General features: G+C 61.0%; 21 protein-coding genes. 10 read left to right on the top strand and 11 right to left on the bottom strand.

All coding sequences use genetic code 11. The annotated features are described in order from the left end of the window. Positions 1 to 29: 29 nt before the first annotated feature. The gene (locus JIN78_RS01930; protein ID WP_200390242.1) at positions 30 to 1,940 is read right to left on the bottom strand and encodes a peptide ABC transporter substrate-binding protein; all 1,911 of its coding nucleotides are present in this window, start codon (positions 1,938 to 1,940) and stop codon (positions 30 to 32) included. A gap of 187 nt (positions 1,941 to 2,127) precedes the next feature. Here JIN78_RS01930 and sugE point away from each other — a divergent pair, with 187 nt between their 5' ends. The 7 genes from sugE to ftsA all read left to right on the top strand — a co-directional run bounded on the left by sugE (position 2,128) and on the right by ftsA (position 8,445). Continuing rightward, the gene (gene sugE / locus JIN78_RS01935; RefSeq protein WP_200390243.1) at positions 2,128 to 2,439 is read left to right on the top strand and encodes a quaternary ammonium compound efflux SMR transporter SugE; all 312 of its coding nucleotides are present in this window, start codon (positions 2,128 to 2,130) and stop codon (positions 2,437 to 2,439) included. Positions 2,440 to 2,500: 61 nt separating this feature from the next. Beyond that, positions 2,501 to 3,001: a 5-(carboxyamino)imidazole ribonucleotide mutase gene (purE, locus tag JIN78_RS01940; RefSeq protein WP_200390244.1), complete on the top strand. Its 501-nt coding sequence runs from the start codon at positions 2,501 to 2,503 to the stop codon at positions 2,999 to 3,001. Between the two features lie 29 nt (positions 3,002 to 3,030). Then, entirely contained in the window at positions 3,031 to 4,152 is a 1,122-nt protein-coding gene (locus JIN78_RS01945; RefSeq protein ID WP_200390245.1) for a 5-(carboxyamino)imidazole ribonucleotide synthase, read from the top strand. A 148-nt stretch (positions 4,153 to 4,300) separates the two neighbouring features. Then, positions 4,301 to 5,194: a hypothetical protein gene (locus tag JIN78_RS01950; protein ID WP_200390246.1), complete on the top strand. Its 894-nt coding sequence runs from the start codon at positions 4,301 to 4,303 to the stop codon at positions 5,192 to 5,194. Positions 5,195 to 5,295: 101 nt separating this feature from the next. Beyond that, positions 5,296 to 6,228, top strand: a complete 933-nt coding sequence (locus JIN78_RS01955) for a D-alanine--D-alanine ligase (protein WP_200390247.1) — start codon at positions 5,296 to 5,298, stop codon at positions 6,226 to 6,228. A gap of 16 nt (positions 6,229 to 6,244) precedes the next feature. Next, positions 6,245 to 7,216, top strand: coding sequence for a cell division protein FtsQ/DivIB (locus tag JIN78_RS01960; protein WP_200390248.1), 972 nt, complete (start codon positions 6,245 to 6,247; stop codon positions 7,214 to 7,216). A gap of 14 nt (positions 7,217 to 7,230) precedes the next feature. Beyond that, positions 7,231 to 8,445: a cell division protein FtsA gene (gene ftsA, locus JIN78_RS01965; protein WP_200390249.1), complete on the top strand. Its 1,215-nt coding sequence runs from the start codon at positions 7,231 to 7,233 to the stop codon at positions 8,443 to 8,445. Between the two features lie 64 nt (positions 8,446 to 8,509). Here ftsA and metG read toward each other — a convergent pair whose 3' ends face one another. The 5 genes from metG to ligA all read right to left on the bottom strand — a co-directional run bounded on the left by metG (position 8,510) and on the right by ligA (position 15,458). Next, positions 8,510 to 10,099, bottom strand: coding sequence for a methionine--tRNA ligase (metG, locus tag JIN78_RS01970; RefSeq protein WP_200390250.1), 1,590 nt, complete (start codon positions 10,097 to 10,099; stop codon positions 8,510 to 8,512). Positions 10,100 to 10,217: 118 nt separating this feature from the next. Continuing rightward, positions 10,218 to 10,670 carry a D-aminoacyl-tRNA deacylase gene (gene dtd, locus JIN78_RS01975; RefSeq protein WP_200390251.1) on the bottom strand — a complete coding sequence of 151 codons (453 nt, stop codon included), beginning with the start codon at positions 10,668 to 10,670 and terminating at the stop codon, positions 10,218 to 10,220. A gap of 29 nt (positions 10,671 to 10,699) precedes the next feature. Continuing rightward, positions 10,700 to 11,464, bottom strand: coding sequence for a hypothetical protein (locus tag JIN78_RS01980; RefSeq protein WP_200390252.1), 765 nt, complete (start codon positions 11,462 to 11,464; stop codon positions 10,700 to 10,702). Next, positions 11,461 to 13,059, bottom strand: a complete 1,599-nt coding sequence (locus tag JIN78_RS01985) for a S8 family peptidase (protein ID WP_200390253.1) — start codon at positions 13,057 to 13,059, stop codon at positions 11,461 to 11,463. Before JIN78_RS01985 ends, JIN78_RS01980 begins: the two co-directional genes overlap by 4 nt. A gap of 77 nt (positions 13,060 to 13,136) precedes the next feature. Further along, positions 13,137 to 15,458 (bottom strand): NAD-dependent DNA ligase LigA, encoded by a 2,322-nt coding sequence (ligA, locus tag JIN78_RS01990; protein ID WP_200390254.1) that lies wholly within the window; start codon positions 15,456 to 15,458, stop codon positions 13,137 to 13,139. A gap of 90 nt (positions 15,459 to 15,548) precedes the next feature. Between ligA and JIN78_RS01995 the strand changes: the two genes are divergently transcribed. From JIN78_RS01995 to JIN78_RS02005, 3 genes are read left to right on the top strand one after another with little or no spacing between them, the layout of a single operon-like run. Further along, a complete protein-coding gene (locus JIN78_RS01995) occupies positions 15,549 to 16,037 on the top strand; it encodes a DUF1802 family protein (RefSeq protein WP_200390255.1) in 489 nt (162 codons plus the stop codon). Between the two features lie 3 nt (positions 16,038 to 16,040). Further along, entirely contained in the window at positions 16,041 to 16,967 is a 927-nt protein-coding gene (locus JIN78_RS02000) for a bifunctional riboflavin kinase/FAD synthetase (protein ID WP_200390256.1), read from the top strand. Further along, positions 16,964 to 17,401, top strand: a complete 438-nt coding sequence (locus JIN78_RS02005) for a DUF2752 domain-containing protein (protein ID WP_200390257.1) — start codon at positions 16,964 to 16,966, stop codon at positions 17,399 to 17,401. Before JIN78_RS02000 ends, JIN78_RS02005 begins: the two co-directional genes overlap by 4 nt. Before the next feature lie 634 nt (positions 17,402 to 18,035). Here JIN78_RS02005 and JIN78_RS02010 read toward each other — a convergent pair. The 5 genes from JIN78_RS02010 to JIN78_RS17670 all read right to left on the bottom strand — a co-directional run bounded on the left by JIN78_RS02010 (position 18,036) and on the right by JIN78_RS17670 (position 25,961). Beyond that, entirely contained in the window at positions 18,036 to 18,761 is a 726-nt protein-coding gene (locus JIN78_RS02010; protein ID WP_200390258.1) for a helix-turn-helix domain-containing protein, read from the bottom strand. Between the two features lie 10 nt (positions 18,762 to 18,771). Beyond that, the gene (locus tag JIN78_RS02015) at positions 18,772 to 19,446 is read right to left on the bottom strand and encodes a helix-turn-helix transcriptional regulator (RefSeq protein WP_200390259.1); all 675 of its coding nucleotides are present in this window, start codon (positions 19,444 to 19,446) and stop codon (positions 18,772 to 18,774) included. 105 nt (positions 19,447 to 19,551) lie between these two features. Then, entirely contained in the window at positions 19,552 to 20,754 is a 1,203-nt protein-coding gene (locus tag JIN78_RS02020) for an OmpP1/FadL family transporter (protein ID WP_200390260.1), read from the bottom strand. Positions 20,755 to 21,044: 290 nt separating this feature from the next. Then, positions 21,045 to 22,079 carry a LysM peptidoglycan-binding domain-containing protein gene (locus tag JIN78_RS02025; protein ID WP_200390261.1) on the bottom strand — a complete coding sequence of 345 codons (1,035 nt, stop codon included), beginning with the start codon at positions 22,077 to 22,079 and terminating at the stop codon, positions 21,045 to 21,047. A 93-nt stretch (positions 22,080 to 22,172) separates the two neighbouring features. Next, positions 22,173 to 25,961 carry an autotransporter family protein gene (locus JIN78_RS17670; protein WP_200390262.1) on the bottom strand — a complete coding sequence of 1,263 codons (3,789 nt, stop codon included), beginning with the start codon at positions 25,959 to 25,961 and terminating at the stop codon, positions 22,173 to 22,175. Positions 25,962 to 26,251: the final 290 nt, after the last annotated feature.

The following is a 26,251-nucleotide window of genomic DNA, read 5'->3' on the forward strand; positions in this document are numbered from 1 at the left end:
CTTCATCGGGTGGAAAAAACCCGTCGCCTTCAGGGCTCGAGCCGGACGAATTTGAAGGGGTGGTTATTGAGCAGCAAGGGGTGCCAGTTCTTGACCTCCGGGCGGATGAGGTAGTTGGTGGTATACCAGTAGATGGGGAGAACGGGGGTTTCTTCCATCATGACGCGCTCGGCTTGGGCGAGGGTGGCCATGCGGGCAGGCACTTCGGCGGTGTTTTCGGCTTGGTGGAGCAAGCTCTCGAACTCCGGCGAACTCCAGCCGGTGTTGTTGTTGCCCCCGTCCTTGATCCACATTTCCAGGAAGGTGGTGGGGTCGAGGTAATCGCCGATCCAACCACCGACGCAGAGGTCGAAGTCGCCGTCGTATTGTTTCTGCAGGTAGGTGGTCCACTCCCGCTGCACGATGCGGACATTGATACCGAGGTGTTTCTTCCACATGGCTTGCAGGGCTTCGGCTTCGCGGCGACCGGAATCGGAGTCGGTGGTTAGAATGGTGATATCCGGGAAGGAGGAAGTGGCCGCATAGCCGGATTCGGCGAGGAGGGCCCGGGCCTTTTCGGCATCAAAGGAAATGAGGCCGGGGGGCTCGTAGTCGCCGAAGGGGGGCACGATTCCGGAAGCCGGGGTCTGTCCTCCCTGTAGAATTTTTTCGCAAATGGCCTTTTGGTCGATGGCGAGGGCAAAGGCCCGGCGCACCTTGGGATTGTCGAAGGGTTTGCGACGGATGTTGCTGCGGAGGAAGCGCACGCCCACGTAAGGTTCTTGCCGCAATTCGCGGGGGTATTTTTCCTGGGCATAGGGAATGAGCTCCGAAGGCACGGTGTAGGTGACGTGGAGTTGTTCGTCGCCAAACATGCGGCTCTCGGTGTAGTAGTTGGAGATGGGCAGGTAGCGGATGCCGTTGAGTTGGACTTGTTCGCTGTCCCAGTAATGGGGATTGCGCTCGACTTCGATGAGGTGGTTGGTGCGCCAGGTTTTGAGCTGGAAAGGGCCGTTGGAGACAAGGTTTTCTTCCTTGGTCCAGGGGGAGGAGAAGGCGGTGTTGATTTCGCCATGCTTCAAGATGATGTGGCGGGGGACGGGATACCAGGTGTAGTGCTTGGTGATTTCGGGCAAGAAGGGGACTGGGCCGCGGAGGCGAATCTCGAGAGTGTAGTCATCGAGGGCGGTCGCGCCCACCCGGGCGAGGGGCCAGAGGTCCTGCCCGTGGTGCTCGCGGAGACGGGTGAGGACGAGGGTGCGCACTTCGGGGGGAACCTCTTCCGGCCAGGCAAAGGCGGCGGGGTGGGCAATCAGGTAGTCCAGCTCTTCCGGGGTGAGCTTGTCGAGTCCGCTGGCAGCCAGTCTTTTTGCCTTTTCATCGGAGGAAAGTTTGTCAAATGGGATTCCGGCGGCAGGGCCTTGGTCGATGGTAGCGTCGCCACCGAAGTTTACCTGCGCGAGGGTCTCCCAACTGGTGGGAAAGCTCTCGTCGTGGGAGAAGAGGATTTCGCCCCGGCGGTTTTTGGAATAGGTCTCCGCATTCTCAAGGAAATAGAGCATTTCAGCATACTTGGCGGGCCAGTTCGGGTCGGGGGAGAGGAGGCGGCGGTAGGAAAAGACGAAGTCATGGGCGGTGACCGGGACGCCATCGGACCATGTGCCTTCCGGTTGGAGGTGGAAAATCCAGCGGGTGAAGTCGTCGCTGGCTTCCCAGCGGGTGGCGGCGCCGGGCAAGGCTTGGCCATCCTGCGAAGGGTGCTCCACACAAAGGCCCTCGAAGAGAGCCCGGATGATATTGGATTCCAGCACCCCCGAGACCAAGTGGGGATCCAGTCCCTTGGGCTCGTTGGAGTTGCCGACGATGAGGATCTTTTCCTCATTGGCCTGCGCGACATCGCTCTGAGGATCGCAGGAAGTGAGGAAAAGCAGAAAAGGCAAGAAAGCAAGAAATCGCGCCATCGCGGCTACCTTGCACCGCCCGGCCGGGCTTGGGCAGTATTTTTTGTGGCGTATTTTCGGGAGGCTGCGGCAAAGCGGCCTTGACCCAAGGGAGGAGTTGGTCGAGAAGGGGGCTTCACCACGAAGCGGGGACGACCCCGCCGCTCGTCATTTCACGGGGACGACCTCGGTTGCGATTGACCTTATCATGCCTTGGATTTTGCTCTTGTTGGCCGGTCTCTTTGAGATCGGGTGGGCTGTGGGATTGAAATACACCGAGGGATTCACCCGCCCGTGGCCCACGGTTGCGACCCTGGCTTCCATGGCGGTGAGCGTTTTCTTGCTGGGATTGGCGGCCAAGTCGCTCCCTATTGGCACTGCCTACGCGGTTTGGACCGGGATTGGTGCTATCGGGGTGGTCGTGCTGGGCATCTTTCTCTTCAACGAGCCTGCCACTGCCGGACGGCTTCTCTGTGTGGCCCTCATTCTGGCGGGGGTTCTGGGGCTCAAGTTTGCGTGAAGTCCGGGCGGGAAAAAACTTGCCCTTGTCGGCGGGCCTTGCTTTGCGCAGGGTTTCCCCCATGGCAGCAGCAAAGGTGCAAGTGGGAGTGGTGATGGGCAGTGATTCGGATTGGCCCACGATGGAAAAAGCCGTGGAGGTCCTCGCGGAATTCGGGGTTGCCTATGAGGCCCGGGTGGTCAGCGCCCACCGCACGCCCGACCTTCTGATGGATTATGCCAAGAGCGCGCAGGAGCGGGGACTGAAGTGCATCATCGCCGGGGCGGGGGGGGCGGCCCACCTACCCGGTATGCTGGCGGCGGCGACCATCGTGCCGGTGCTCGGGGTGCCCGTGCGTTCCAAGGCTCTCAGTGGCATGGACTCTCTGCTCTCCATCGTGCAAATGCCCAAGGGCATTCCGGTGGCCACTTACGCCATCGGAGAAGCGGGCGCGGCCAATGCGGGCCTTTCCGCAGTGTCCATTCTCGCTACTTCTGACGAGGAGTTGACGGCTAAGTTGCTTGCCTTTCGTGAGCAGCAGCGGGATACCGTGCTGGCCAAGACCCTTCCCCCGCAGGGCTAGGGAGAGAGCGTTTTTTTGAAGAAGAGATCATGATTTTACCGGGAGGAACAATCGGAATTTTGGGAGGAGGCCAGCTGGGCCGCATGCTTTGTCTGGAAGCCCGGCGCATGGGCTACCGCACGGTGGTGTGGAGCGGCAGCGAGGTCGCCGAACCGACTGTAGGGGTGGCTGACGAGGTGATTCTCAAACCCTTTACCGATGCCGAAGCTCAGGCGGAATTCCTCGCCAAAGTCCAGGTCGCGACCGTGGAATTCGAGAATATCGACCACGATGTCCTCCGGGCGGTCGATGCCGCCGTGGGTCTTCATCCCCGGCCGGAAGCGGTGGCCGTTTGCCAGAATCGCGAAACCGAGAAAATGTTTCTGCAAGGGAAGGGCATTCCCTGTGCTCCATTCCGGGTGATCACCAATGCGGCGGAATTGGAAGAAGGGATCATCGCGCTGGGTGGCCAGGGGGTGCTGAAGACGGCAGCCTTTGGCTATGATGGCAAGGGGCAGCTACGGGTGCGGGAGGGCATGGATTGGGAAAAGGTCTGGGCCGAGTTCGACTACCCACGAGCGGTTTTGGAGAAATGGATTCCCTTTGAATGCGAGATTTCGGTGATGGTGGCCCGGGGGCAGGATGGCTCCATGGAGGTCTATGATGTGGCGGAGAATGTCCATCGCCAGCATGTCCTCGACCACTCCATCGTCCCGGCACGGGTGGAGCCCTCTCTGGCGGAAGAGGCCCGCGAGTGGGCGCGCAAGTTGGCCGAGGGGCTGCAATATGTAGGCATCATGGGGGTGGAGTTTTTTGTTTCAGCCTCCGATGGGCTGCTGGTCAATGAGATGGCGCCCCGGCCCCACAATTCCGGTCATCACACCATGGATGCCTGTGTCACCTCGCAATTCGAGCAGCAGCTGCGTGCGATCACCGGTCTTCGCCTCGGGAGCAGTCGGCTGCACACCCCGGTGGTGATGCTCAATCTGCTGGGAGACCTGTGGCGGGGAGAGGACTTGTTCGGTAGCTTGGGCGGGGGAGAGAACGTCACCTGGCATCTTTATGGCAAGTCCGGCACCCAGGGGCTGCGCAAATGTGGTCATGCCAATTTCTTGGGAGAAGATGCTCTCGCAAAGGCCTTGGACCTGAAAGCCAGCGTGCTGGGCGAGTGATTCCACCGTGCGGCGGACTCTCCGGGCGCGCGGCGGCGGTCAGCACTTGGTCTTGCTTTCGGGGGGGCTTTGCGGTTTTTTGAGAAAGTCTTGCGAAGAAAACAGCTTTCGGAACGTTCCTAGCTGACAAGTAACGGTTTCTTTTTTTATGAAGTATTTTTTCTACGGGTTGATGGTCATCGGGGCCTTTTTCTTTGGCAAAATGATGTATGGCCCGCTAGCCCCCAGCCTGCTGGGCACCAACGAGGAGAATGAGGACTCCGCCTCCGTAGTGGAGATCAAAGTCAAATCTCCGGCCGGCACGATCACCGAAACCATCGATTACCGTAAGGTCGATCCCAAGGATTTTCCCGAATCGGTGGTGCTGGCCAGCTCTCTGGTCCTCACCGATAAGAATGGCCTCAGTCCGCTCATTCTCGATGCTGGCAGCCCGGTCACTCCCCTGGAGCTCGATGCCGAATTGAAGTTGAAAGTGACCTCTGCCCTCGCCGCCCACCTGACCGGGTCCATTCCGGTGGTAGAGACTGACTTCGCCGAGGGCGTGGCCAAGAAGCGGATGGAGCGTCGGATGGCGGCTGTCACCCCCCCTGCCACGCAGCAGGACACCACGGTAGCGGCAAACTCCCAGGGGCAAAAAGGACCGGCCATGGGTGGGGGCGCGCCGCAAGCACAGCAAGAGGTGGCGGCCCAAGAGTCGGCGGAAGAGACAGCGGCAGTGGCCGCGAACGAGGAACCTGCGGAAGCCGAGCCCGAGCCGGAACCCGCTCCCGCTGAGCCGACCACCCTGGATGCCGAGGGCATCGTGGCGGCCATGAAAGCGAGCTTGGCCGATGGGTCGATCGTGGAGCTCGATGCCGCCAAGGTGACCAATTGGGAAGCAGGGGAAGATGAGTCCTTCGACGGGGTCGATTACCAGGTCGGCATCGCGACCTATAACGAGATGACCATTTTGGGGGAAAAGACCCTGCAGGCCAAGGCTCTCTTCAAGGAAGGAAAACTCGCCAAATGGATCCACGCCAAGACCGGGATGGAGATTCGCTAGCCTCCCCTTGGCGGGATGACAAAAGAGGGCCCACTTTCCGCAGGGTAAGAACTGCTTAGGGCTCGACTTGCCTCCGCTGGGCAAGACAATTGGCTCGCGCTATGGACGAGTCGATTTTGATTGCGGTGTTGATGGGTGGGCCGGGCTCCGAGCGGGAGGTTTCTCTCGCCTCCGGTCGGGCCGTTTTGCAAGCTTTGCAAGAAGAAGGGCTGCAGGCGGTGGCGGTGGAGGTGACCGATACCCGACCCGAGATTCCGGCCGGCACCGGTCTCGTCTTCAATGTGATCCATGGCACTTTTGGCGAAGATGGCCAGTTGCAGGCTTACTTGGAGGAGCGGGGGATTCCCTACACCGGGGCGGGGGTGGAGGATAGCCGCGTGGCTTTCGACAAGGCTCTGAGCAAAGAAGTTTTTCTGGCGAAGGGAGTTCCCACCCCCCAATCCGAGGTGCTGGATGTGAGCGCCGGGGCTTGCCTGCCGACCATTCCCGTTCCCTTTGTGGTCAAGCCCCCTCGCGAGGGCAGCAGCGTGGGCATCGAGATCGTCAAAGACCCGGAGCAAGCTCTAGCAGCCATCGAGCGCGGGGCAAAATTCAGCAATGACCTCCTCATCGAGCAATTTGTGTCAGGCCGCGAGCTGACGGTGGGAATCCTCGCCGACGAGGCCTTGCCGGTGGTGGAAATCATTCCCCCCGAGGGTGGAAGCTATGATTTTGCCACCAAATACACCTGGTTGAGCGGTCAGAAAAATGGGAGTAACTATCTGTGCCCGGCGGAGTTGAGGGAGGAAGAAGTGGCGGCGGTGCAAGCAGCGGCGCTACAGGCCCATCAATCTCTTGGAATTGAGGTTTACTCCCGGGTCGATGTTTTGCTAGATTCCTTAGGTAATCCTTACGTTCTGGAAGCCAATACTATTCCGGGGATGACGGCGAGCAGCCTCCTTCCCATGGGAGCGAAAGCGGCGGGCTACACCTTCGGGGGGCTTTGCCGTCGCATCGCGGAATTGTCGTGGCAGAAGCGGGGATCTCACTCCTAACCCATCCTATTCCCCCATGGCGCGCAAACGAACCAGCAAAGTCCGACGAATGGAATCCGGCCCCCGTGGGGTCAATCTCCGCCCGACGACGGGGCGAGTGCTGTGGTGCCGGGCCAAGGCGGGAACCTCGCGCGTGGTCAAGTGGGTGCTGGTTTTCGCCATTCTCGCCATTGCGGTGGCCGCCGGGCGCTCCGCCCTGCAGCAGGTTTTTTTGGAAAGCGAGGACTTCACCCTGGAGCGGGTGGAGCTGCGGCAATGGGACCACGAGGACGCGCCCCGGCTCATCGACACCAATCGCCTCGCCGCCATCACGGGCTTGGACCCCACCGCCAGCATCTTTGCCTTTCAGCTCAATGAACTGGAGGAAAAATTGACCGCACTGCCCGAGATCAAGCGGGTGCGGGCCACGCGTCGCATGCCCAATGTCCTTCGCATCCGCATCGAAGAGCGCGTGCCGGTGGCCTGGGTGGAATCGCCCCGGGACCGCATCGTGGGGCGGAGTGTGCAGCAGGGCCTGCTGGTCGATGAGGAGGGAGTCGCCTTCCGGCCCTCGCGCTCGATGTTGTCTCTGGTCAGCGAACTTCCCGTCATCACCACTGGGGAGCGGGAGGGCACGATCTTTCGGGAGGGCGAAAAGGTGTCCGGACGTGAGTTTCTCCGCGCGCTCGAGCTTCTCAAACTCGCCAAACGCTATCTCGAGCCGGCGGGTTGGAGTTTGCCCGCCGTCGGGCTGCGCAACGATTATTCCCTTCTGGCCAAGACCCACACCGGCACTTCGGTGACTTTCGGTCTCTATGAGCATGAGCGGCAAATCAAGGACTTGCTCTACATTCTCCAGCATGCGCGCGAGACCTCGCGGGGACTCACCCGGGTCAATCTCATCCCGGAACGAAATATTCCGGTGGTATTCACCCAATCCGGTGGCAATCTCACCGCACCGCGCTCTGCTTTGGAGAGCAACCTCGAAGCAATTCTGACCCGCAGCTAATTTTTTCAAAGAAGATGGCAAAAACCCGCATTCACGTTGGACTGGAAATCGGCACCACCAAGACCTGTATGGTCGTGGCAGAGGTCAAGCCGGATGGCTCGGTGAAAATTCTCGGCGTGGGGGAGGGGCGTTCAGCGGGTGTGCGCAAAGGGGAAATTGCGGACTTTCTGCAGGTGAAAGCTTGTGTCAAAGCCGCTCTCCTAGAGGCCGAAGATGCCAGTGATGTCGAAATCAACAGCGTTTTCCTCGCGGTCACCGGTAGTCATATTGAGGGAGTGAATAACGTGGGCACCTTTCGCCTTCCCGACAACGAGAAGGAAGTCAGCCTGGAGCACGTCGAGGAGGTCAAGGAAATCGCCGCCGATATGCAGCTGCCTGGCGATCACGTCTATCTTCACAATCTCGTCCGCCACTTCACCCTGGATGGGCAGCAACACTCCAATAGCCCGGTGGGACTGCTGGGACGCACCTTGGAGGCCGATTTTCACATCGTGCACGGCATCGAGACCCGCATCCAGAATTCCATCAAATGCGTGCGCGAGACGCCGCTGGACGTGGACGATGTCGTCTTTGCCCCGGTGGCTTCGGCACAAATTGCCCTCACCAAGTCGCGCAAGGAAGCCGGGGCCCTGGTCATCGACATTGGCGGGGGCACCACCGACTACATTCTCTATCTCGATGGCGCGATTGCGGCCTCTGGCTGTGTGCCCGTGGGCGGCGACCACATCACCAATGATATTCACCTCGTGACCCATGTGCCGCCCTCCAAAGCGGAGAAAATCAAGGTGACCGAAGCGGATGTTTCCGGCGATCCGGCCAAGTCCATCGGGGTGGTCAAGATTGCCGATGACAAGGGCTTCCCTGACATGGAAGTGCAGCGGCAGGAGCTCAATGAGGTGGCCCGTTGGCGCTTGCAGGAGACTTTTGAAATCGTGCGCAAACGGCTGCCCAATGATTGGCGGGGGAATGTGGGCACGGGGGTCTTTCTCACCGGTGGCACTAGCTTGATGAATGGCATTGGTGAGCTGGCCTGCGAAGTCTTTGGCCTGCCCGTTTACCGGCCCGAGCGGCCCGACGTCAGCGGGGTGCACGCCTACTTCAAGGACCCGCAGTATTCCACCGCCCTCGGGCTCATTCGCTATGCCCAGATTCTGGACGAGGAGCGGCCCGAGAAAGGCGGGGGCTTGGGCACCTTCTTCAAGGCCCTCATTCCCTTCGGCTCGCGTTGAGAATCGATTTTTCCCCGCCGATGGCTCCCTGGGGGCGACCATCGGGGGAGGAAATTGAGTTGGTTTACGCTTCTTCTTTCTGCAAACGAGGGAAGACGGGCTTGGGCTTGTTGATGGTCTGCCCGGCCCGCAGGAGGCCCCACTTCAGCTCGCTCAGGGTCAGGTCCGCCAGCTGAGGGGCGTTGAGTTGGGCTTGCATCTTCTCCGCCGCAGCTGGCACGAAGGGTTGCAGGAGCACGGAAGCGAGGGCGCAGGCCTCGCACATGTGGTGAAGCACGGCGGTGAGCTGGTCGCGCTTGCTCTCGTCCTTTTTGAGCTCCCAGGGTTTGGTGCGCTCGGCAAAGGTGTTCACGTCGGTGATGAAGCTGACGATGCTCTCGAGGGTGCCACGCAGATCGCGGGCCGCCATTTTTTCCGGATAAGCGGCCAGAAGCGCGGCATGGGATCGGCGCACCAGTTGGCATTCTTCGTCATCGTGCTCGTAGGCTGCCAATTCGCTCCCGAGGGAGGCCTTGGTCATATTGAGCGAGCGATTGAGCAGATTGCCCAAGCCATTGGCCATCTCGCTATTGAAGAGGATGAAAAGGCGCTCGGGATCAAAGTCGGAATCCTTGCCAGTGGCGATGTCGCGGGCGAGGTAGTAGCGCACGGCATCGGTGCCCACTTTTTCCACCAATTCCATGGGATCGACGATGTTGCCGAGCGATTTCGACATTTTTTCGGAGGACTCCTCTCCGGTGGCAGCGTCCTTTTTCTTCACGTTCCACCAACCGTGGACCAGGAGGCCGGGCATTTCGGCATTGCTGAAGCCCATTGCGTGCAGCATGCAGGGCCAGTAGATGGCGTGGGCGGGAACCATGATGTCCTTGCCAATGACGTGGGAGTGGGCGGGCCAGAGTTTGTCGAAATCCGGCAAACCGCTCTCCGCCTCTTTCTGGTATCCGGCGAAGGAAATGTAGTTAATGAGAGCGTCGAACCAGACATAGGTCACGAACTCGGGATCGAAGGGCAGGGGAATGCCCCAGCTGAGCCGTTCCTTGGGCCGCGAGATGCAGAGGTCAGTGGACTCGGCTTTTTCGATGGCGTTGAGGACCTCGCTCTTGCGAAAGGCGGGGGTGACCTTGAGGGCATCGCTCTCCACCGCTTCCCGCAGCCAGGCAGTGTGTTCACTGAGCTTGAAATACCAGTTCTCTTCCTCCAGCTCCACGACCTCACCCCACTCGGGACCGAATTCCCCGTCTTCGCCGCGCTCCTTGTCGGTGAGGAATTGCTCCTGGCGCACGGAGTAGAATCCCGCGTAGCTCTTTTTGTAGAGTTGTCCCTTCTCGTGCAGATCAGTCAGGATCTTGGCGACACAGGCTTTGTGGCGCTCGTCGGTGGTCTCGGCCCAGCCATCGTTGGAGATGGCAAGGGCATCGAGGAGTTTGAGAAATTTTTTGGTGTTTTTCTTGGCGAGAGTGGCGACGTTGACTCCCTCTTTTTCAGCTGTTTGCACCATCTTTTGCCCGTGTTGGTCGACCCCGGTGAGGAAGTAGACCTCTTCGCCGCAGAGGCGGTGGTAGCGGGCAAGCACGTCGGTGAGCACCTTTTCGTAGGCGTGGCCGATGTGGGGAGAGCCGTTGGGGTAATCGATGGCGGTGGTGAGAAAAATCATGTCTGCTGGGCGGGAGAGTCCAGAATCCCGCCCGGCGAGGCCAGTTTTTTTTCTGCAAAGGCTGTTCCCGTTTGAGACGGGCCCCTTGCGGGTGGGAGGACCATCTTCTCTCGGAAACCTATTCGGGATTTTTACTGTCCAGGATGATGGTCACGGGTCCGTCGTTGCAGAGGGAGACGGTCATCATGGCTCCGAACTCTCCCCGTCCAACCGGTTTTTCCAGAGCGGTGGCGAGAGCGGCGCAGAAGTCCTCGTAGAGAGGTTCCGCGATTTCCGGTCTGGCGGCTTTGATGAAGGAGGGGCGGTTGCCCTTCTTGGTGGAGGCGTAGAGGGTAAATTGCGAAACCACGGTGACCTCGCCGGCGCTCTCGCGCACGGATCGGTTCATGCGGCCCTCTTCGTCCTCGAAGATGCGCATGGCCGCAATCTTGCGCACCAGCCAATCGCGATCGGTGGCGTCGTCGCCTTCCGTGATCCCGAGGAGAATGAGGAGGCCCGCTCCTTGCTGGGCGAGGACTCGGCCTTCACTTTTGACTTCGGCCTGGCTGACTCGTTGGAGAATGGCTCGCATGTGGCGGAAGGTGACGGGAGGCGGCGACCTTACCAAGCCCCGATTGCGCCTGCCAGTCCCAGCGCGCTTCCTTCCCCTGCACGCACTTGTTTTTTGCCGATCTCACTGGACGGACAATGGAGCACGAGGCAGGGAAGCCCGCTCTCCTGAGTGGCCAAGGAGATCAGGCCGGAAAAGGTCTTGGCGCCGGAGGAGTCGACGAATTCCACTGGGAAGGATTGGCTGCCTCGGGGAAGCTGACGGGGCAGGGCGGTGAGGACCACGAAGTGGCCGTGCACGCTCTGCCAGTGGCCTTGGCGATGGACGAAGCGGCGCACCGAGAGGATGGGCGGCAGGCCTTTGGCGAGCGATTTGTGGAGCTGCTTGTGGGCGAGGCGGAGCTTTTTCTCGCTGTCCGCTCCCGCTGACGCGAAGTAAAGTTCCGCCCGCACCTTGGGCAGACCCCATTGCAAGGAGCGGAATTCGTCGGCCATCACCGCCAGGTCGGCAAAGTTGACTCCACTGCGGATTTCCCAGCGAGCCCGTTGGGGCAGGTTGCTGGAAGGCTTTTGACCAAAGGACTTGATAACGGAAGCGATGCGGGCGCGGTCGTTGTCCCCGGGAATCTTGGCCGCGGCCGCCTGCCATTTTTCACTGCCGGAGCCAAAGGCGTTGAGGAGAGCGGCCGGGCCGCAGGAGTTGCCGATGCCCTTGTTTTGGTCGACGTAAGGAAATTGGGGGTGGGGGGCGCGGAAGTCGAGTTGCTGAGCTGCGAGGGGAAGGAGGCAGAGGAGGAGGAGAGCGAGGGTTTTCAAGGGTTGCCGGGGTCGAGAACGAATTGATTGCTCTTGATATTGTTCTCGCTATCGATCTCTTGCAACGAAGAATCGAGGGTCACGCTGGTGGTGATGCTGAAGGCTTCGCCAGCCTGGGGCAAGGTGGTGGGAAACTCGAAGACCTGGGTTTCGCCGGGAGCGAGCTGATGCAAGCGTTGGGGCACCTGGGCGTAGGGAGTGGAAATGACCACTTCGCCCCGGGGAATAGTGGCCGTGCCCTGATTCTGCACGATGGCCACCACGCTATTTCCATCGTTGGTTTTTACCAGATTGGAGACCGCCGCGACATCGTAGAGTCCGGGAGTGTTCGAATTCATGGTGCGATCCACAGCCAAGTGGCCCAGACCGTAGAAAGTATCCTGGCCAGGTTCGCCTGCCTCGTTGGCATTTTGCATCATCAAGGCCACCGCATTTTCCGCTGACAAATTGAACTCGCTCATCACTGCGGCCACGGTGGCTGCCGGGTAAGGGGCGCTGGCGGAGGTGCCGGTGAAGGCGATGTATTTGTTGTCACTCCAAGCGGCATAGACTTCCAGCCCTGGAGCGGTGAGATCGATATTCTCACCTGTGTTAGAGAAATCCACCAATTCGCCAGCGGCATCGACGGCTCCCACCGCTATTACTTCGGGGTAACCGGCGGGAAAGGCTGGCTGTTGGTAGCCTTCGTTACCGGAGGAAGCGATGATGACCGCTCCGTTGGCGTAGGCATAGGCTACGGCATTGGCAACCAGAGCGCTGTCTCCATAGCTGCCCATGGAAATATTGAGCACCTGGGCTCCTGCATCAACGGCAGCGACGATGCCTTGGGCGAGGAGGAAGGAGCTGGAGTCACCATTGCTATCGGCGACTCGGACGTCCAGCAGATTCGCAGAGGGGGCGACGCCCGGAGTGGTTCCGTTCTGCCCCGCGATGAGAGACGCGACCGCCGTGCCGTGGCCGTGCCACTCGGAGGAAGGATCGTCGCCGGGAACGAGGTTGAGATGGCGGATGTTTTCGGGTAAAGCGTTGTGAGCGAGGATGCCGGTATCGATGATGGCGATGGTCACGCCGCTTCCCCAGCTGGAATTGTCGCTGGTGATGCCCAGCCATTCGAGGGCGTTTCCTCCGAAGGGAACGGCTCCGGCCTGTACTCCGCCGTCCCCGGGGGGGAGGGGGAGAGTGACGAGGTAATTGTAACCCAATTGGTCTTCGTCCAAGAGGCCATCGAAATCCGACAAGCGGTCGAAGCCCAGCCAGACCGCGCGGAGGGCGTCGATTTGCCCCAGAAGGCGCAGGTTGCTACCCGAGAGGGAGTTGAGAAAATTGCGGTAATCTTCTTCGGTGTCGAAGGTGACCAGACGTTCGTTACGACGGGCGAGGCGGGGATCGACCTCGACATCAAGGGCGCTCTTCCGATCGCGTTCCGTGCGGCGGGCTTCGGGCGAGGTCTGGGTCAGGATGGGAGTGCGCTGGGCGGGCTTTTCCGCTTTTCCTCGCGTTTTCTCAGCCACATCGCTGACGACCAGTCGACCGACCAGAATGGCGAGGAGGATGAAGGCGGCCATGAGGGCCCATTCCAGCGGTTTGATTTTCATGGGAGGGTCAGGCCATTAAATGCCTTTGGAGGGAAAAAGTAGCAGGGATTGGGTGATTTTCCTGAAAAAAGAGCCTTTCAGCCCAGCAGCTCGCCCAACCTTTCTTCACTGAGCACGGTCACTCCCAGCGATTCCGCTTTCGAGAGCTTGGAACCCGCTTTTTCCCCGGCTAGCAGGTAGTCGGTGTTCTTGGAGACCGAGCCGCTCACCTTGCCTCCGTTCTCCTCGATGAGCTTTTTGAAATGGTCGCGGGATTGCGAGAGGGTGCCAGTGATGACAAAGGTTTTTCCGGCGAGGGCGGAGTCGGCGGCGAGTTCGAGGAGGTCTTCCTGAGTGGGGGCGAAATTGTCCGATTCCGGGTCGATGCCGAGTTCGGCCAAGCGGGCGATCACCTGCTGGCCCGCTTCGGATTCGAGGTAGGTGAGGAGGGACTGCGCAGCCACGGGGCCGAGGTCGGGGGTGATGGCGAAGGCGGCGTTGCCTGCCTTGAGCTCAGCGATTTCTTCTTTGAGCTCGTCGTAGCGTTGCTGGCGTTGCGCTTTTTCGGCCTCGTCGGCGGGGGGATTGGCCTTGTTGCGGGGGGAAATGGCTTTCTGCTCTTCCTCGCGGCGGGCGATGGCGGTGATGCGTTGGAGCAGGTCGCTGTCGGGCAAGGCGCTGAGCTTTTGGTGGAGGCGGGAGAGCTCTTTGGCGGTGGATTCGCCGATGTGGGGAATGCCCATGGCGAAGAGCCAGCGATTGAGCGGGCGCTCGTGACGGGCCTTTTCGAGGGAGTCGAGCAAGGTCTGGGCCCGTTTTTCTCCGAAACGGCGCTCCTTGGAGGTCGCGGTGCCATCGGCCGACTTGGCCGGGTCGAGCATCAGGTTGGCGAGGTCGGCGAGGGTGAGGGTGAAAAGATCGAGGGGGCTGAGAGCGAGCTCGGTCTCCACCAGTTTCTTGGCCACCGCCTCGCCGAGACCGTCCAGATCGAGGGCTTTGCGGGCGCCAAAGTGCTTGATGCGGGTCACGGCTTGGGCGGGGCAGGCAAAGTTCACGCAGCGCCAGGCCACGAAGCCCTCGGGCTTCTCGATGGGGGCGTGGCAGGAAGGGCAGCGGTGATTGACGTGGGCGGGCAGGGAGAAGGGCTCGCTGTCGGCGGGGCGTTTCTCGAAAATCACGCGTTCGATGGCCGGGATGATTTCGCCTGCCTTTTCCACCACCACGGTGTCACCGAGGCGGATGTCTTTGCGCTGAATCTCCTCCTCATTGTGCAGGGTGGCGCGCGAGACCGTAGTGCGCGAGACGAAGACCGGCTCCAGCTCGGCGACGGGGGTGAGGACTCCCGTGCGGCCAACCTGGATGGTGATGGCCTTGAGGAGGGTTTCCTTTTGTTCGGGAAGAAACTTGTAGGCGCAGGCCCAGCGGGGAAAGCGGGAGGTGGAGCCCAGCCCGGCGTGGAGGTCGATGTCGTCGACCTTCACCACCGCGCCATCGGTGGCGTAGGGGAAATCGTGCCGGGCTACGTTGAGCTTGGCCACGGCAGCGAGCAACTCCTCACGGGTGGTGGCTTTTTCAAGCCATTGGGTGGCCCGGAAACCCCAGGTGGGCAGGAGCCGATGGAACTCCGCCATGGTGGCGAACTCGCGGGGCTCGACTTGGCCAAAGGAGTGGAAAATGCAGTCCAGGGGACGGGCGGCGACCAGCTTGGGATCGAGTTGCTTGAGCGTGCCGGCGGTGGCGTTGCGGGAATTGACAAAGGGGGTCTCGCCTGCTTCATCGCGCTGCTCATTGAGGCGGGCGAAGTCGGCGTCATTCATGAAAACCTCGCCCCGGATTTCCAGCAAGGCGGGGGCTTCGGGCGGGAGGGTGAGGGGGATGGAGCCGATGGTGCGGATATTGGCGGTGATGTCGTCGCCGGTGGTGCCGTCGCCGCGGGTGGCGGCGTAGACCAGCTGGTGGTCGCGATAGAGAATGGAGACCGCCACCCCGTCGATTTTGGGCTCGATGGTGAGGGCGGTGCCGGGGGCGAGATTTTTCTCCAGGCGGGCGAACCAGTTGGCGAGGCGGCCGGCGGCGGCATAGGCAATGTCCTCGGCGGGCGCGGCGAAGAGATCGAGCTCTTCGCCCTCGCGGGTCGGGGTTTCCAGCTCGCTGGCTTTCAGTTCGTGGACATCCTCGATGGAGAGCATGGGCACGAGGTGATCGATTTGCTCAAAGTGCTCCAGAGGGGGGCCGCCCACGCGCTGAGTGGGGGAATTCGGGTCCGTCAGCTCGGGATGCTTCTTCTCCAGGTCCTTGAGTTCGTGAAAGAGCTCATCGTAGGCGGCATCCGAGATTTCGGGCTGAGCCTCGTTGTAATAAAGGCGATTGTGGCGATGGAGCTGGGCGCGAAGGTCCTCGATGCGTTCGGCGGGAGTCACGGCGCGACTTTGCACGGATTGAAAGCGAGGTCAAAGAGGGAACACTGGCCGGGGGTTGCTTTTTCTCCCAATCAGAGGCAAGCAAGGGGGGTGATCGCATTCAAGGAATGGCAAACAGTGTGCGCGGCCCTGGCCGCAGGGAGGCAGAGGGTGATTTTGCGCAAGGGGGGAATCCATGAAGGACGCGAGGGGTTTGCGTGGAAGCATGAGCGCTTCGCCCTCTTTCCCACTCGCTTTCATGCCCAGCGGGAAGGCCTCAAGCCAGCGGACTGGGAGCGCTTTGGAGAAGGACCCTTTGAAGAATGGCAGGAAGGCGAGGTGGTGCCCATTCGCTGGGAATGCGTGGTCGAAAAGGCGGTGACCTTGGAATCCTGGGAAGAGGTCGCAGCCCTGGACGAGGCCCACATCTGGACCGAGGAGGTGGTGCGCGAGCGCTTTGCTTGGGAGATGAAGGGGATGAAGGGCCAGAGCCTGCATGCGGCCTTTGTCGAGACCCGGGAGCTGGCCGAGCCCTTCGAGGTCACCTACGCCAAGCGGTTGCATGGGGGGTGTCGCAGTTGGTTGGAATTGAAAAAGTAAGGGATGAGGCGGCTGCGATTGGAGGACTTGCCCTCGGTGGAGGAGCCCCTGGCGTTGGCTTTGGGCGTTTTTGACGGCATTCATCTGGGTCACCAGGAGGTCATGGCGCGGGCGAAGACGCAGGCGGGGGCGGCGGGCGGGCTGGCCGGAGTGGTCACCTTCGAACCCCATCCCGTGCAGGTTCTCGCCCCCGAGCGCGCGCCGAGGCGTTTGCTCGCCAGCCTCGCCCACAAAGAGCGCTTGTTGGCCGAGCTGGGGCTGGACCTGATGGTGGTGGTTGCTTTTGACGAGGAATTTGCGGCGCGAGAAGCCGAGGATTTTTTGGCCCAGCTCGCACAGGCTCCCCGTTTGCGGGCGCTGGCGATGGGGCAAGACTGGCGCTTCGGCAAGGAGAGGCGGGGCAACGTCGCTTTGCTGGAAAAATTCGGGCAGGAGCAGGGAGTGGCGATTGAGGCCGTGCCCGCGGTGATGAAAGCGGGGGAGCGCATTAGCAGCACGCGCATCCGTCAAGCCTTGCGCGATGGCAACCTGGCGGCTGCCGAGGAGATGCTCGGGCGGCAATACTCGATTTTGGGCACCGTTTCGCAAGGACGGCAGCTGGGGCGAACCCTGGGGTTTCCCACCGCCAATGTCGTGCCCCAGGGCGAGCAACTTCCGCCAGATGGGGTCTGGGTGGTGCAAACCCGGACCGACGGTGAGGCGTGGCGCGGTGGGGTGGCCAACTTGGGACACCGGCCCACGCTGGAGGCCGAGGAAGAGCGCGTGCTGGAAGTTCATCTGCTGGACTGGCAGGGAGACCTCTATGACCAGGAACTTGAGGTGCGCTTCCTGCGGCAGCTGCGGCCCGAGCAGAAATTCACCGGCCTGGATGCGCTGCAAAAGCAAATCGCCCGCGACGTGGCCAAGGCGCGGGACTACCTGGCGCGATGAAGCGGGCGCTGCGGAAGTGGTGGCAGCTCAGTGGGCGTCAGGCTCCGCTGACTTTTCTACTCCGCCAACGAGTGGTCGTAGCTGTGACTTTGGGAGTGACTGCGGTCTATCTCTATTTTTCCGCGCAGGGCGTGTCGCTCTGGCGTTGTTGGTTTCGCGAAGTAACGGGGTTGAGATGTCCGGGTTGCGGTTTAACGACAGGTTGCAAGGCCGTCCTGCAGGGGGACTTTGTCGCGGGTTGGCAAGCCCACTGGTTCAGCCCCTTGGTAGTGGCGGGGTTGTTGACGCTTCCCGTTTTCCTGGCCGTGCCTGCTGCGGGAAGAGAGCGGCTCCTGCTGGTTTTTGAACGAATTGAGCAGCGCAGTCGCTTGCTTTACCTGTTGGCCCTCATCCTGGTCGGGCAGACTCTCCTGCGTGCGCTGGCGGGGAGTTAGGAAATGGGAAGGGGTGAAGGCCTGATTTCCACATGTCCGGCCTTCACCCCTGAATATCCAGCAAAGTCAAATTCCATCAAAAGTCCCGGTTGCAGGGGGGGCCGGTCGTGTGGAAGCGTGAGCGAGGTATTGCGTTGTCGTTCCGGACGGGGCATCCAGAGGCTGACGCTCCAAATGGAGCTTGAGCATTGCAGGAAAGTAGCTGGTCCGCGCGTGCGCGAACGCTCTTCGGGGAAAGCCTAGGGAACCACCGTTCTCACGAGCCCGGTTGAATCTGGTGGAGCGAATGAGCTGGAGAAGATTGGCGTTCATGAGTCTAGGTGAGGAAGAGCTGACGGTCCCCAGTGTGCCTTGCTGCGGGTGGGAGGGGGATAGAAGAAATCCCTCAACTTCGTCTTGTTCGCCCTTCGCGCGGCTCCCGGGTAAAACGATGAAAAAAATTCATGAAAGTTATGAGGAAGGCTCATAGATAAGGAATTGTGTTGTTTTTAAGAGGGTTGGAGGGCGAAAATTTTGTATCTCAGGCTGAAAATAGGAGAGCCTGCTTGACGGTCCGGTAAGGGCCGGTCTTTTTCTTAGTAGGGAAAATCCCTCAAAAGGCTCTCTTCTGGAAAAAAGAGCAGAGGCTTGGCCACTAGTCCCAAAGGTCTCTATTATTGGGAGAAAGGGGGGAGGTGGCTTCGTCCTGGGGAGCCAGTCGTGCGAAGAGTTCCTTGCGGTTGCGGAGCCCAGCGTGCTGGAAGAGGACATGCAAATCCCGTTCAACAGATTTGGGAGAACAGGCCAGGTGGTCTGCAATCTCCTGGTTGGAATGGCCTTGGAGGAGGAGCTTGGTGGCCTGCAAGGTGCGGGCGGGCAGCCCGGCGAGATCCAAGGTTTCGTAGGCTTCCTGATAGAGAAGTTCTTCCACCGGTGAGCCTACGACGATGGCGTAGGCGGCTTGTCCCTTGTCGTTCCACGCCACGGTGCGGAAGGCGGCCTTCACGGGTTGGAATTCCCCTTGCGCGTTTTTGAGGTCGACCAGACAGCGAAATTCTCCTTTTTCGTTGCGGCGGAAGAATTGGTGGCCCTGCAGCATGACGGCGTAGTGCTTCACCCGGATAAAGCGGTAATAGAAGCTGATATTGAGGGGGGTGACGTCCGGGTCGGGGAGGCCATAGAAGGCGGCGGCGGCGTCGTTGTGAATCCGGCAAAAGGGGGTCTTGTCGACGGAGAGGAAGGCCGTCTGCACCAGATAATGATTGAGAAGGGGTTGATAGGGCATGAAGTCCGCACTGGACTTGAGAGGAATACAATCGAGCGCGGGGCTCGCTTGCACCCGACGGATGATGGTCTCGAGGCTGCGGGAAAGGTAGTCCATGCGGAAAGGGTCAGAGGAGGGGGGAGGTGCACTTTTTGATCAGTGCCAATTGGTTGGGCTGACCGGTGAGATCGTAGATGGCGGTGAGGTGTTTTTCGAGAGTCTTGATGGAAATTTGCAATTGTTCGGCAATGGTTGCCATCGGGAGGCCTTTCAGCAACAGGGTGAATACTTCCTTCTGGCGGGGAGTGAGAAAATCGGGATCGCAGAAAGCATAGGCTTGTGCTAGAGTCGGTTGAGCGGTCGGGGCGTAGAAGTGGGCGTAGGTGGTGGCCCGGCCATCGCGGTCGGTGATGAGGGCGTGAGCCAAATCGCTAACCGTTATCCAGCTATCATCCGGAAGATTGAGGCTGGCGGTGTGTTCCATCGGCTCGGTTGCTCCTCTGAAGAAGTGTTCAAAGGCCCGGAAACGGAAATGAGCGGTCGACATATCGCAATGATAGACGGTGTGGTACTCGTTTTCCTGCGCAATGAAGCCTCCGGGCACCGCCATGGCGGCAGCCATTTTTTCACTGATGTAGAGGGCGGAAAGAGGATCGCAGCGATAGACCAGCACCCAGAGCGGGTAGCTCTCGATGATTTCGCTGACCTGTGCACATTTGCGGAGTTGGTAATCCTCGTCCACGCAGTTTTCCTGCTGCAAGCGCAGGGCAATTTTTTTGGCGATGGCGACGGATCCGGGCATGAATGCGGAAAAAGCAGTTTCTAGTAGAAAAGGCGACTTTCAAGCGGAAAGAAAACCATCCTTCATGCCAGTTGTTAGTCTTTTAGTGTCCTCTTCGCTAGCCAGTTAAAACTGGCAGGAAATCCCCGCGTTGAGGAACCAGCCTTCGTTCTCGTGATGGCCCTGGAAGCCGTAGAGGGAGGTCTGACTGCGGCGGGACTCGGCGATGACGCGAACGAGAGCCAAGTCGCCTCGCCAAGAGCCCAGATGGAGGGAGGTGCCGAGGGAGAGCAAGTGTTGGTCGAAGTCGCTATTGAGGGGGGTCTGGTAAGGCTCTTCCATAGCGGACTCCACATAGAGGTAGCCGGCATGGAGAGAGCAGAGCGGGTTCACCTGCCAAGTGGTGCCCACCCCAACCAGCCAGCTGTCTTGCCAGTCGACGGGCTGCTCGACGGATTGCGCGGGAGTTTCCACCGCCAACTTATCCACCGCAGACCAACCGGACCACTGGACCCGGAAGCCGAGGGACCAGGACTCGCTGAGCAGCCAATCCGCCTCCAGCGTCCAATGGGCGGGAAAATCGAGGGGCGAACGGGCGTCTAACTTGCCATCGGGTAGAAAGGGGGTGCCGCTCTGGTAGCTCACCGAGCCTTCGTAATCCAAGTCGAAGCCGGAGCGGTAGCCGATTCCCCAAGAGAAGCGGGGAGTGACCTGATGATGCAGTCCCAATTGGAAGGCGAGGGCTTCGTCGTCCCCCGAAAAACGCTGTCTGTCATTGGGAAAGATGAGTCCCCGGGTCGCCGTTTTCAATTCGCTATCAATGATGACCAGGTTGGCTCCCAGGGAGAAACCCTGTCCCAATTCCACCGCTCCTCCCAGAAGGTATTCGAGATGAGTCATCTCCGCGCTCTGGCCAAAGCGGGCAAAGGGAACCGAAGAGGGCCACTCGGCTTCCTGTCCATAGGGAGTGCGCACACCGAAGCCTACAGCCAGACGGCGATCGTGAATCTCGAAGGGATGGGCGTAGAAAAAAGAGCCGGCAAAACGCTCGTTGTCTTCCAGTTCGTAGGTTTGGGTGCCTTGGCGGACTTCTACTTCTCCAGCGGGGAAAAAGAGGTTGGCCGAGGCATTCGGGCGTTCGGCCCAGACGAGGGCACCGGGATTGTAGTGGAGCAACTCCGCCCCTCCTTCACTGGGGGAAGAGGTGTTCCCTCGAGCGGATGCGCGCGCGGACTGATACTCGAAGCCGAAGCCCGCTGCTCGGGTGGACGCGGTTAGGGCAAGGAGGGAGAGAAGGCCAACCGGAGCAGTGAAGAGCGCAGTATTCATAAGCTAGAGAGCTTCCGTTGTCCGGAATCGAGCTGTTAGTCAAGTTGTCAATAACTCCAACTGGGAGAAATTGAGCCTTTTTAGGCCGGGAAAAGGGCCGCGTGGGCAGATGGTTCCATCCCGGGAACAGGGGGGGACCCGTTGGCACGAGAGCAGCGCTGACGCCAAGGCCAGAGATGAGGGAGGACCCTCTAACCCCTTATGCCGAGTCATCAGAAGGGAGATAGAGCGAAAAGGAGGAGCGCACCCTTTTTCGCATCAATTTCCGGAATGGTTCGGGCGAAGGGCTCTCAACGGGGCACTTTCAGGCGTTGTCCGATGGCGAGATGGTCCGAGCGGAGACCGTTGGCTTTTTTCAGCGCAGTCACCGTGCAGCGGTGCTCGCGAGCGATCTTGCTGAGCGTGTCCCCTTTTTTGACAATATAGACTTCCAGCTTGGGCTCCGCTGGCGCGACCGGGGTCGGCGCGGGCTGTTCCTTTGGTTCTGCTTTCGGTTCCTCTTTTGGCTCGCTTGCGGGGTCGGGCTGGGCGGGCGTTTGCTCAGCCAATTGCGCTGTCGGGACAGGCTCTGTGGGGGGAGCAGGGGGGCTTTCGGCCCGTTTCTCGTTGGGGACGGTCTCGCTCGCGGGTTCTTGCGCAGGTTTTGGGGCGGCCGCCTGGCCCAAGGGGCCGGAGGGAGAAGGGGGAGTGGTGGCCAACGCGGGAGTGGATTCATCCGCCGCTTGCGGGGGACTCTTTGCTGCGGTTTCCGTGGGAGCTGGCTCCCTTTCCGCAGTCTGCTGTGCCACAGTCGCTTTTGCCCCGGGAGTGGCCGATTCCGACAGGGCCCTAGGGGAGGATGGCGTCTCTTCTTGCGCGACGGCGGGGGGAGGAGTTTCGCTGTGGGCAGCGGGTCGTAGATAGATGATTTGGGTGCGGGTGATTCCGTCTTTATCTGCGAAGGCTTGCCGGTAGTGTTTCTCAAAGCCCAGCCGGAGGAGTTTGCTTTCCGCTTCGAAGAGTTGGTCGTTGTCCAACTCCCAGAAGACGGCCCAACGATCGTAGTCCGGGTCGTCGAAGGGCCGGCGCACCGCCCGGTATTCGTTGAATCCTTCCTGATTCCGGCCTTGCACGGCCGCGAAAAAGAATTCATCCCGGTTGCTTTCCATCAGGACTTGGAGTTCGGCCCGGCTTCCCCAGGGGGTGAAGTCCCTTTCCTGCCACCGGACGGGGGTGGATTCGTAGGTAACGGGCAGATTTGTCGGGGAGGAGAGAGTTTGGGGAGAATCGTCCTTGCAGCTGACGAGGAGGAGGGTGGCGAGAGCCGGGAGAGTAAGTGGTCTCATTTTGTGATAAAAGAGGTTGGCGTTCACGAAAAAAGGGCCGGCCACGCGTCCTGCTGGCAGACAGCAGAATGCGGGCCGACCCGGGCTACGAACCTAGAAGCTCCAGTCGAAGTTCAGGTGGAAAGTGTTGTTATTTCCCCGTTCGCCGAAGCGACCGGTGTAGTTGGCTCCCATGCCGATGTTTTCCGACAGGTCCAGGCGGGTGCCGACTCCTAGGAGGAATGAGCTCCCCACTGTGCCGTTGGAGCCGATGTCGAAGGGATCGCCTTCGGCAAAGGCATGGCGGGTGACGATGTCTTCATCGCCAAAGACCCGGTCGTAACCGGCCCGGGCCGAGAAGCGTCCCGGGGTGCTGGCGAGGTCGAACTCACTCTGAAAACGCACGCCGAGGAGAGCATTTCCCTGGGAATAGTCGTAGCCACCACCGGAGAGGGCCGCGATGCCTCCGCTCTCCGCGTAGTCATCGGTGGAAAGCCGGGTCCAGCCCATCTCCAGATAGGGTTCCAGACTGGTGCGCAGACTGGTCTGGAAGGCGTAGCCCACTTCCCCGAAGAGTTGGTAGGAATTTCCATCGTAATCGGCAGTCAAGGTGTCGTCGAGGCGGCCAAGGGCGACGTCACGCGAGGTCTCCAGCCCGCTGCGGGTGTAACTTGCGCCGAGGAGAAGGTTCACGTCTCCGTCGCGTAAGGCAAAGCTCCGTCCGGCGGTTGCCATCAGGGTGAAGTGATTGCCCTCCGCCGTCGAATCGAAGCCATTTTCCAGCTCGGTATCGGTGCGGTTGTAGGCCGCGACCAGTGAGCCATACCAATCGAAGCCCAGCATGGCATCCGCTCCGACAAAGAGGCCTGCCAAGGTCTGGTCGAGGTCGAAGTCGCCGCGGTCGGCCTCAATGGAGGTGTGGTCTCCAGCTGCCGAGGCCCAAAGGACGACGCCGTCATCCTGAAGGGTGTTGGCAAAGAGGAAGTTGCCGCTCTGGTAGTGGTAGGCGACCGCGCCTTTGCCATTCTTCCCTTTGTAATCGGGGAGGGGAGCGGGGGGGATGACCTCGCTGGGTCCTTGCTTGGGATGGCGATTGAGGCGGGAGCGCATGTTTTCCAAAGCAAGGTCGCGGGCGACCCGGTTCACGGCCAATGGAGCGGCTCCGGCGGCGGCATGGAGTTCGCCCGAGAGCTTGTCCAGGCTGCGGGGGGCATTGGGTTCGCCTTCGATGAGGATGTTCCGGTAGAGGTCGCCATCGCGTGGAATGGTGTCGGCTCCGCGGGCGGTTTCCCGTTGGTTGGGGGTTAGATTGGGAATTTCTTCTTCAAAGACGACATCATTGCGAAAGAGGTCCAGGGAGGCCATGTGCGGCGAATAGATGTCGACCACATCGAGGTTGGTTGCGGTGGTGTCGACCTGGTCGAAAGTGCCGTTGACTCCTTCTTCGGTGATGACGACGTCCTGGCGGTGATACCATTCTCGGGTATTGTCGGTGCGCACGGTGAGCTTGCCCGCCAGCTGCGCTTGCCCGCCAACCTGTAGGTGGTCGATGTCATCGTCCACACTGTCGAAGTCGACCACGAGCTCCCCGGTTTCGGCTTGGACGAAGTCTCCGGCGATGGCCAGGCGGCCTTCAGCGGCCTCTTCCTCCTTCAAGGCACCCGGGGAAAGAGTGCCCCGATTGGTCAAATGGCCTGAGAGGCCTCCATAACCGGCCAAGGTGCCCTCGATGCCCACCAAGGCATCGCCCCCGATGCGGGAAGTGAGCTGGGAGCTGGTGGCGCCAATGGCCACTGACCCCTGAGCCACTTCGAGGAGGCCGGTGAAGGTGTTGTTGCCATTGAGGACGAGTGCTCCCGCCCCTTCTTTGCGCAAACCTCCTTCCCCGGTTACCGGGGTGCGGAAGGCAAAACAGTTCTCCGCATCCGCGATGTTGAGGCCTCCGCCGACCGGGCCTGCCAGGATGAGCTGGCGGCTGGATTCCTGGAAGGCGGTGCCATCGATGCGCAAAGTGCCCCCGGCGAGGGTGATGTTCCCGCTGGGGTCTCCCAGATTCTCGTCGGCAGAGACGGCCAGGGTTCCTGCTTTGACTTGCCAGGAGGTTTGCTCTCCGGTGGTGCCGGTCAGGACCCAGGTGCTGCTGCCGGATTTTTCAAACTGGTTGAAGCCAAGGAATTGTTCTCCCAGGCTGGAGGTGTCGAATGAGCCTCCTCCGATGCCGCCGAGGGCAAAGGTGTCGATTTGGCTGGGGCTGCTCTGGCTGGCAATCACCTGGCCGTCGAAGGTGGCACCAGCCTGCAATTCCAGGCGGTTGCCGCCGTTGGTGAATTCCACCGCGTGGGCGCGGGTGCCCTGCGAAGAAAGGCCTCCGGCGATGTGTCCGGAGGTGATGACGGTGGTGTTGCCCACTCCGGTGACGCCGACGCCTCCGGTATTGCCGGCGCCGTCCAAGCCATCGGCTCCGGCATTGCCGGGTGAGGCTACGCCATTGGGAGGAGAGCCCGCTTGCCCGTTGGGTGCCTGGGTTGTGGGGGAAAGGCCATCTTCGCCCCTTGAGATTGCGGCGGGGTCTCCGGCGTTTCCATCCAGACCAGGGAGTCCGTTGTTGGCGGTTTCTCCGCGCACACCTCCATTGCCACCCGGCCCATTGTTCCCGCCAGCGCCGCCAGCGCCAGCGCCGCCTCCGCCGCCGGGGGCTCCCCCTTGGCCGGCTGCCCCGCCGGTGCCGCCTACTCCAGCGAGACCGCCCGAGCCATTGCTGCCAGCGAGGCCGCCTTGACCGGGAGTGCCATTGGCTCCTGCCGCGCCCGCTGTTCCACCGGCTCCGCCAGCGCCTGCGGCCCCGGCATCACCTCCCCGGATCGTGCCTGAATTCTTCAAAGTGGCTCCTGTGGCGAGGGTCACTCCCTCTCCGCCGGCGCCGGCATCACCGCCGTTGCCGCCATTTCCACCATTGCCGCCATCGCCGCCGAGTCCGGCATTGCCCCCATTCCCGCCTGCGGCACCGAGGCCGCCGTCACCGCCGTCACCGCCCAGGCCTCCATTGCCGCCATTGCCGCCATTGCCACCGATCCCGCCATTGCCGCCGTTGCCGCCGTCGCCTCCCGGGGCATTGGCTCCACCGACCCCGCCGGTGCCGCCGACGCCGCCGACGCCTCCATGACCGCCATTACCCCCGTCTTGACCGGGTGCTCCGTCGCCGCCATCACCTCCGTTGCCGCCATCGCCGCCATCGCCGCCATCGCCGCCATCGCCCCCACTGCCACCAGTTCCGCCGTTGCCACCAGTTCCGCCGTCTCCTCCAGCCCCTCCGATGCCACCTGAGATGGTCGCTCCGGCGGCGTTGGTTAAAATGCCATTGCTCTCCACCACGTAGCCGCTGGCTCCCCGGCTGCCGTGGGTGCCATTGGTGCCGTGGGTGCCAGCCTGGCCGTTCGTTCCGTCCAAGCCGTCCTGCCCCCTGCCGCCGGGTGCTCCCTGACCGCCATTTCCTCCGTCCGCGCCATTTCCTCCGTCCCCACCATCGAGCCCATGCTGACCCGGGGCTCCGTCGCCACCCGGTCCGCCAACTCCCCCGGGCACACCGGGAGAGGCCGAGTTATTGCTTCCCGTCGAGCCTACCGCTCCTGGAGCGCCATCGGCACCATCCACCGGATCGGTGGGGGTGAGGCCGTCCGCTCCATCCAAGCCTTCCCGGCCGGTGGTGCCGATCGTGCCGTCGTCGCCATCAATTCCGCCTTGACCGGTCTCCCCGCTGGCGCCGTGGGTGCCATCAGTGCCTCGCAATCCGCTTACTCCTGCCCCTCCGGAGATGGCACTGGAGTTCGTCTTTTGAGTGCCGCTATCGACACGACCTCCCGGCGTCTGGGCACAAAGAGGCATCGAGCCGAAACTTAAACTCACGGCAAGTGCCAGTGAGTAAGGGAGTCGGCCTCTCCCCAAGGTCAGTTGTTTTCGTTGCATTGTTGTTCGTTGCTGTTCAGGCAGAGAAGACTATCTGGTCTTTCTAGTTGTAAAGTCAATAATAATTAATAGTCTGTTTGTGTGAACTGTGCTCTCTTTCTAGGTATCTTTCTGTCTATAAGTTCTTTTCCAAAGAGGTCGGAGATACCGAAGGCTTGCGGAAAAACTATACAGGGAGGAGCAAAGAAGGGAGAGCGAGGGAGGGAGGCGGGTAGCTGTTCGGAGCGATG

It is taken from the genome of Roseibacillus ishigakijimensis (genome assembly GCF_016595415.1).
Taxonomy (GTDB): Bacteria; Verrucomicrobiota; Verrucomicrobiia; order Verrucomicrobiales; family Akkermansiaceae; genus Roseibacillus; species Roseibacillus ishigakijimensis.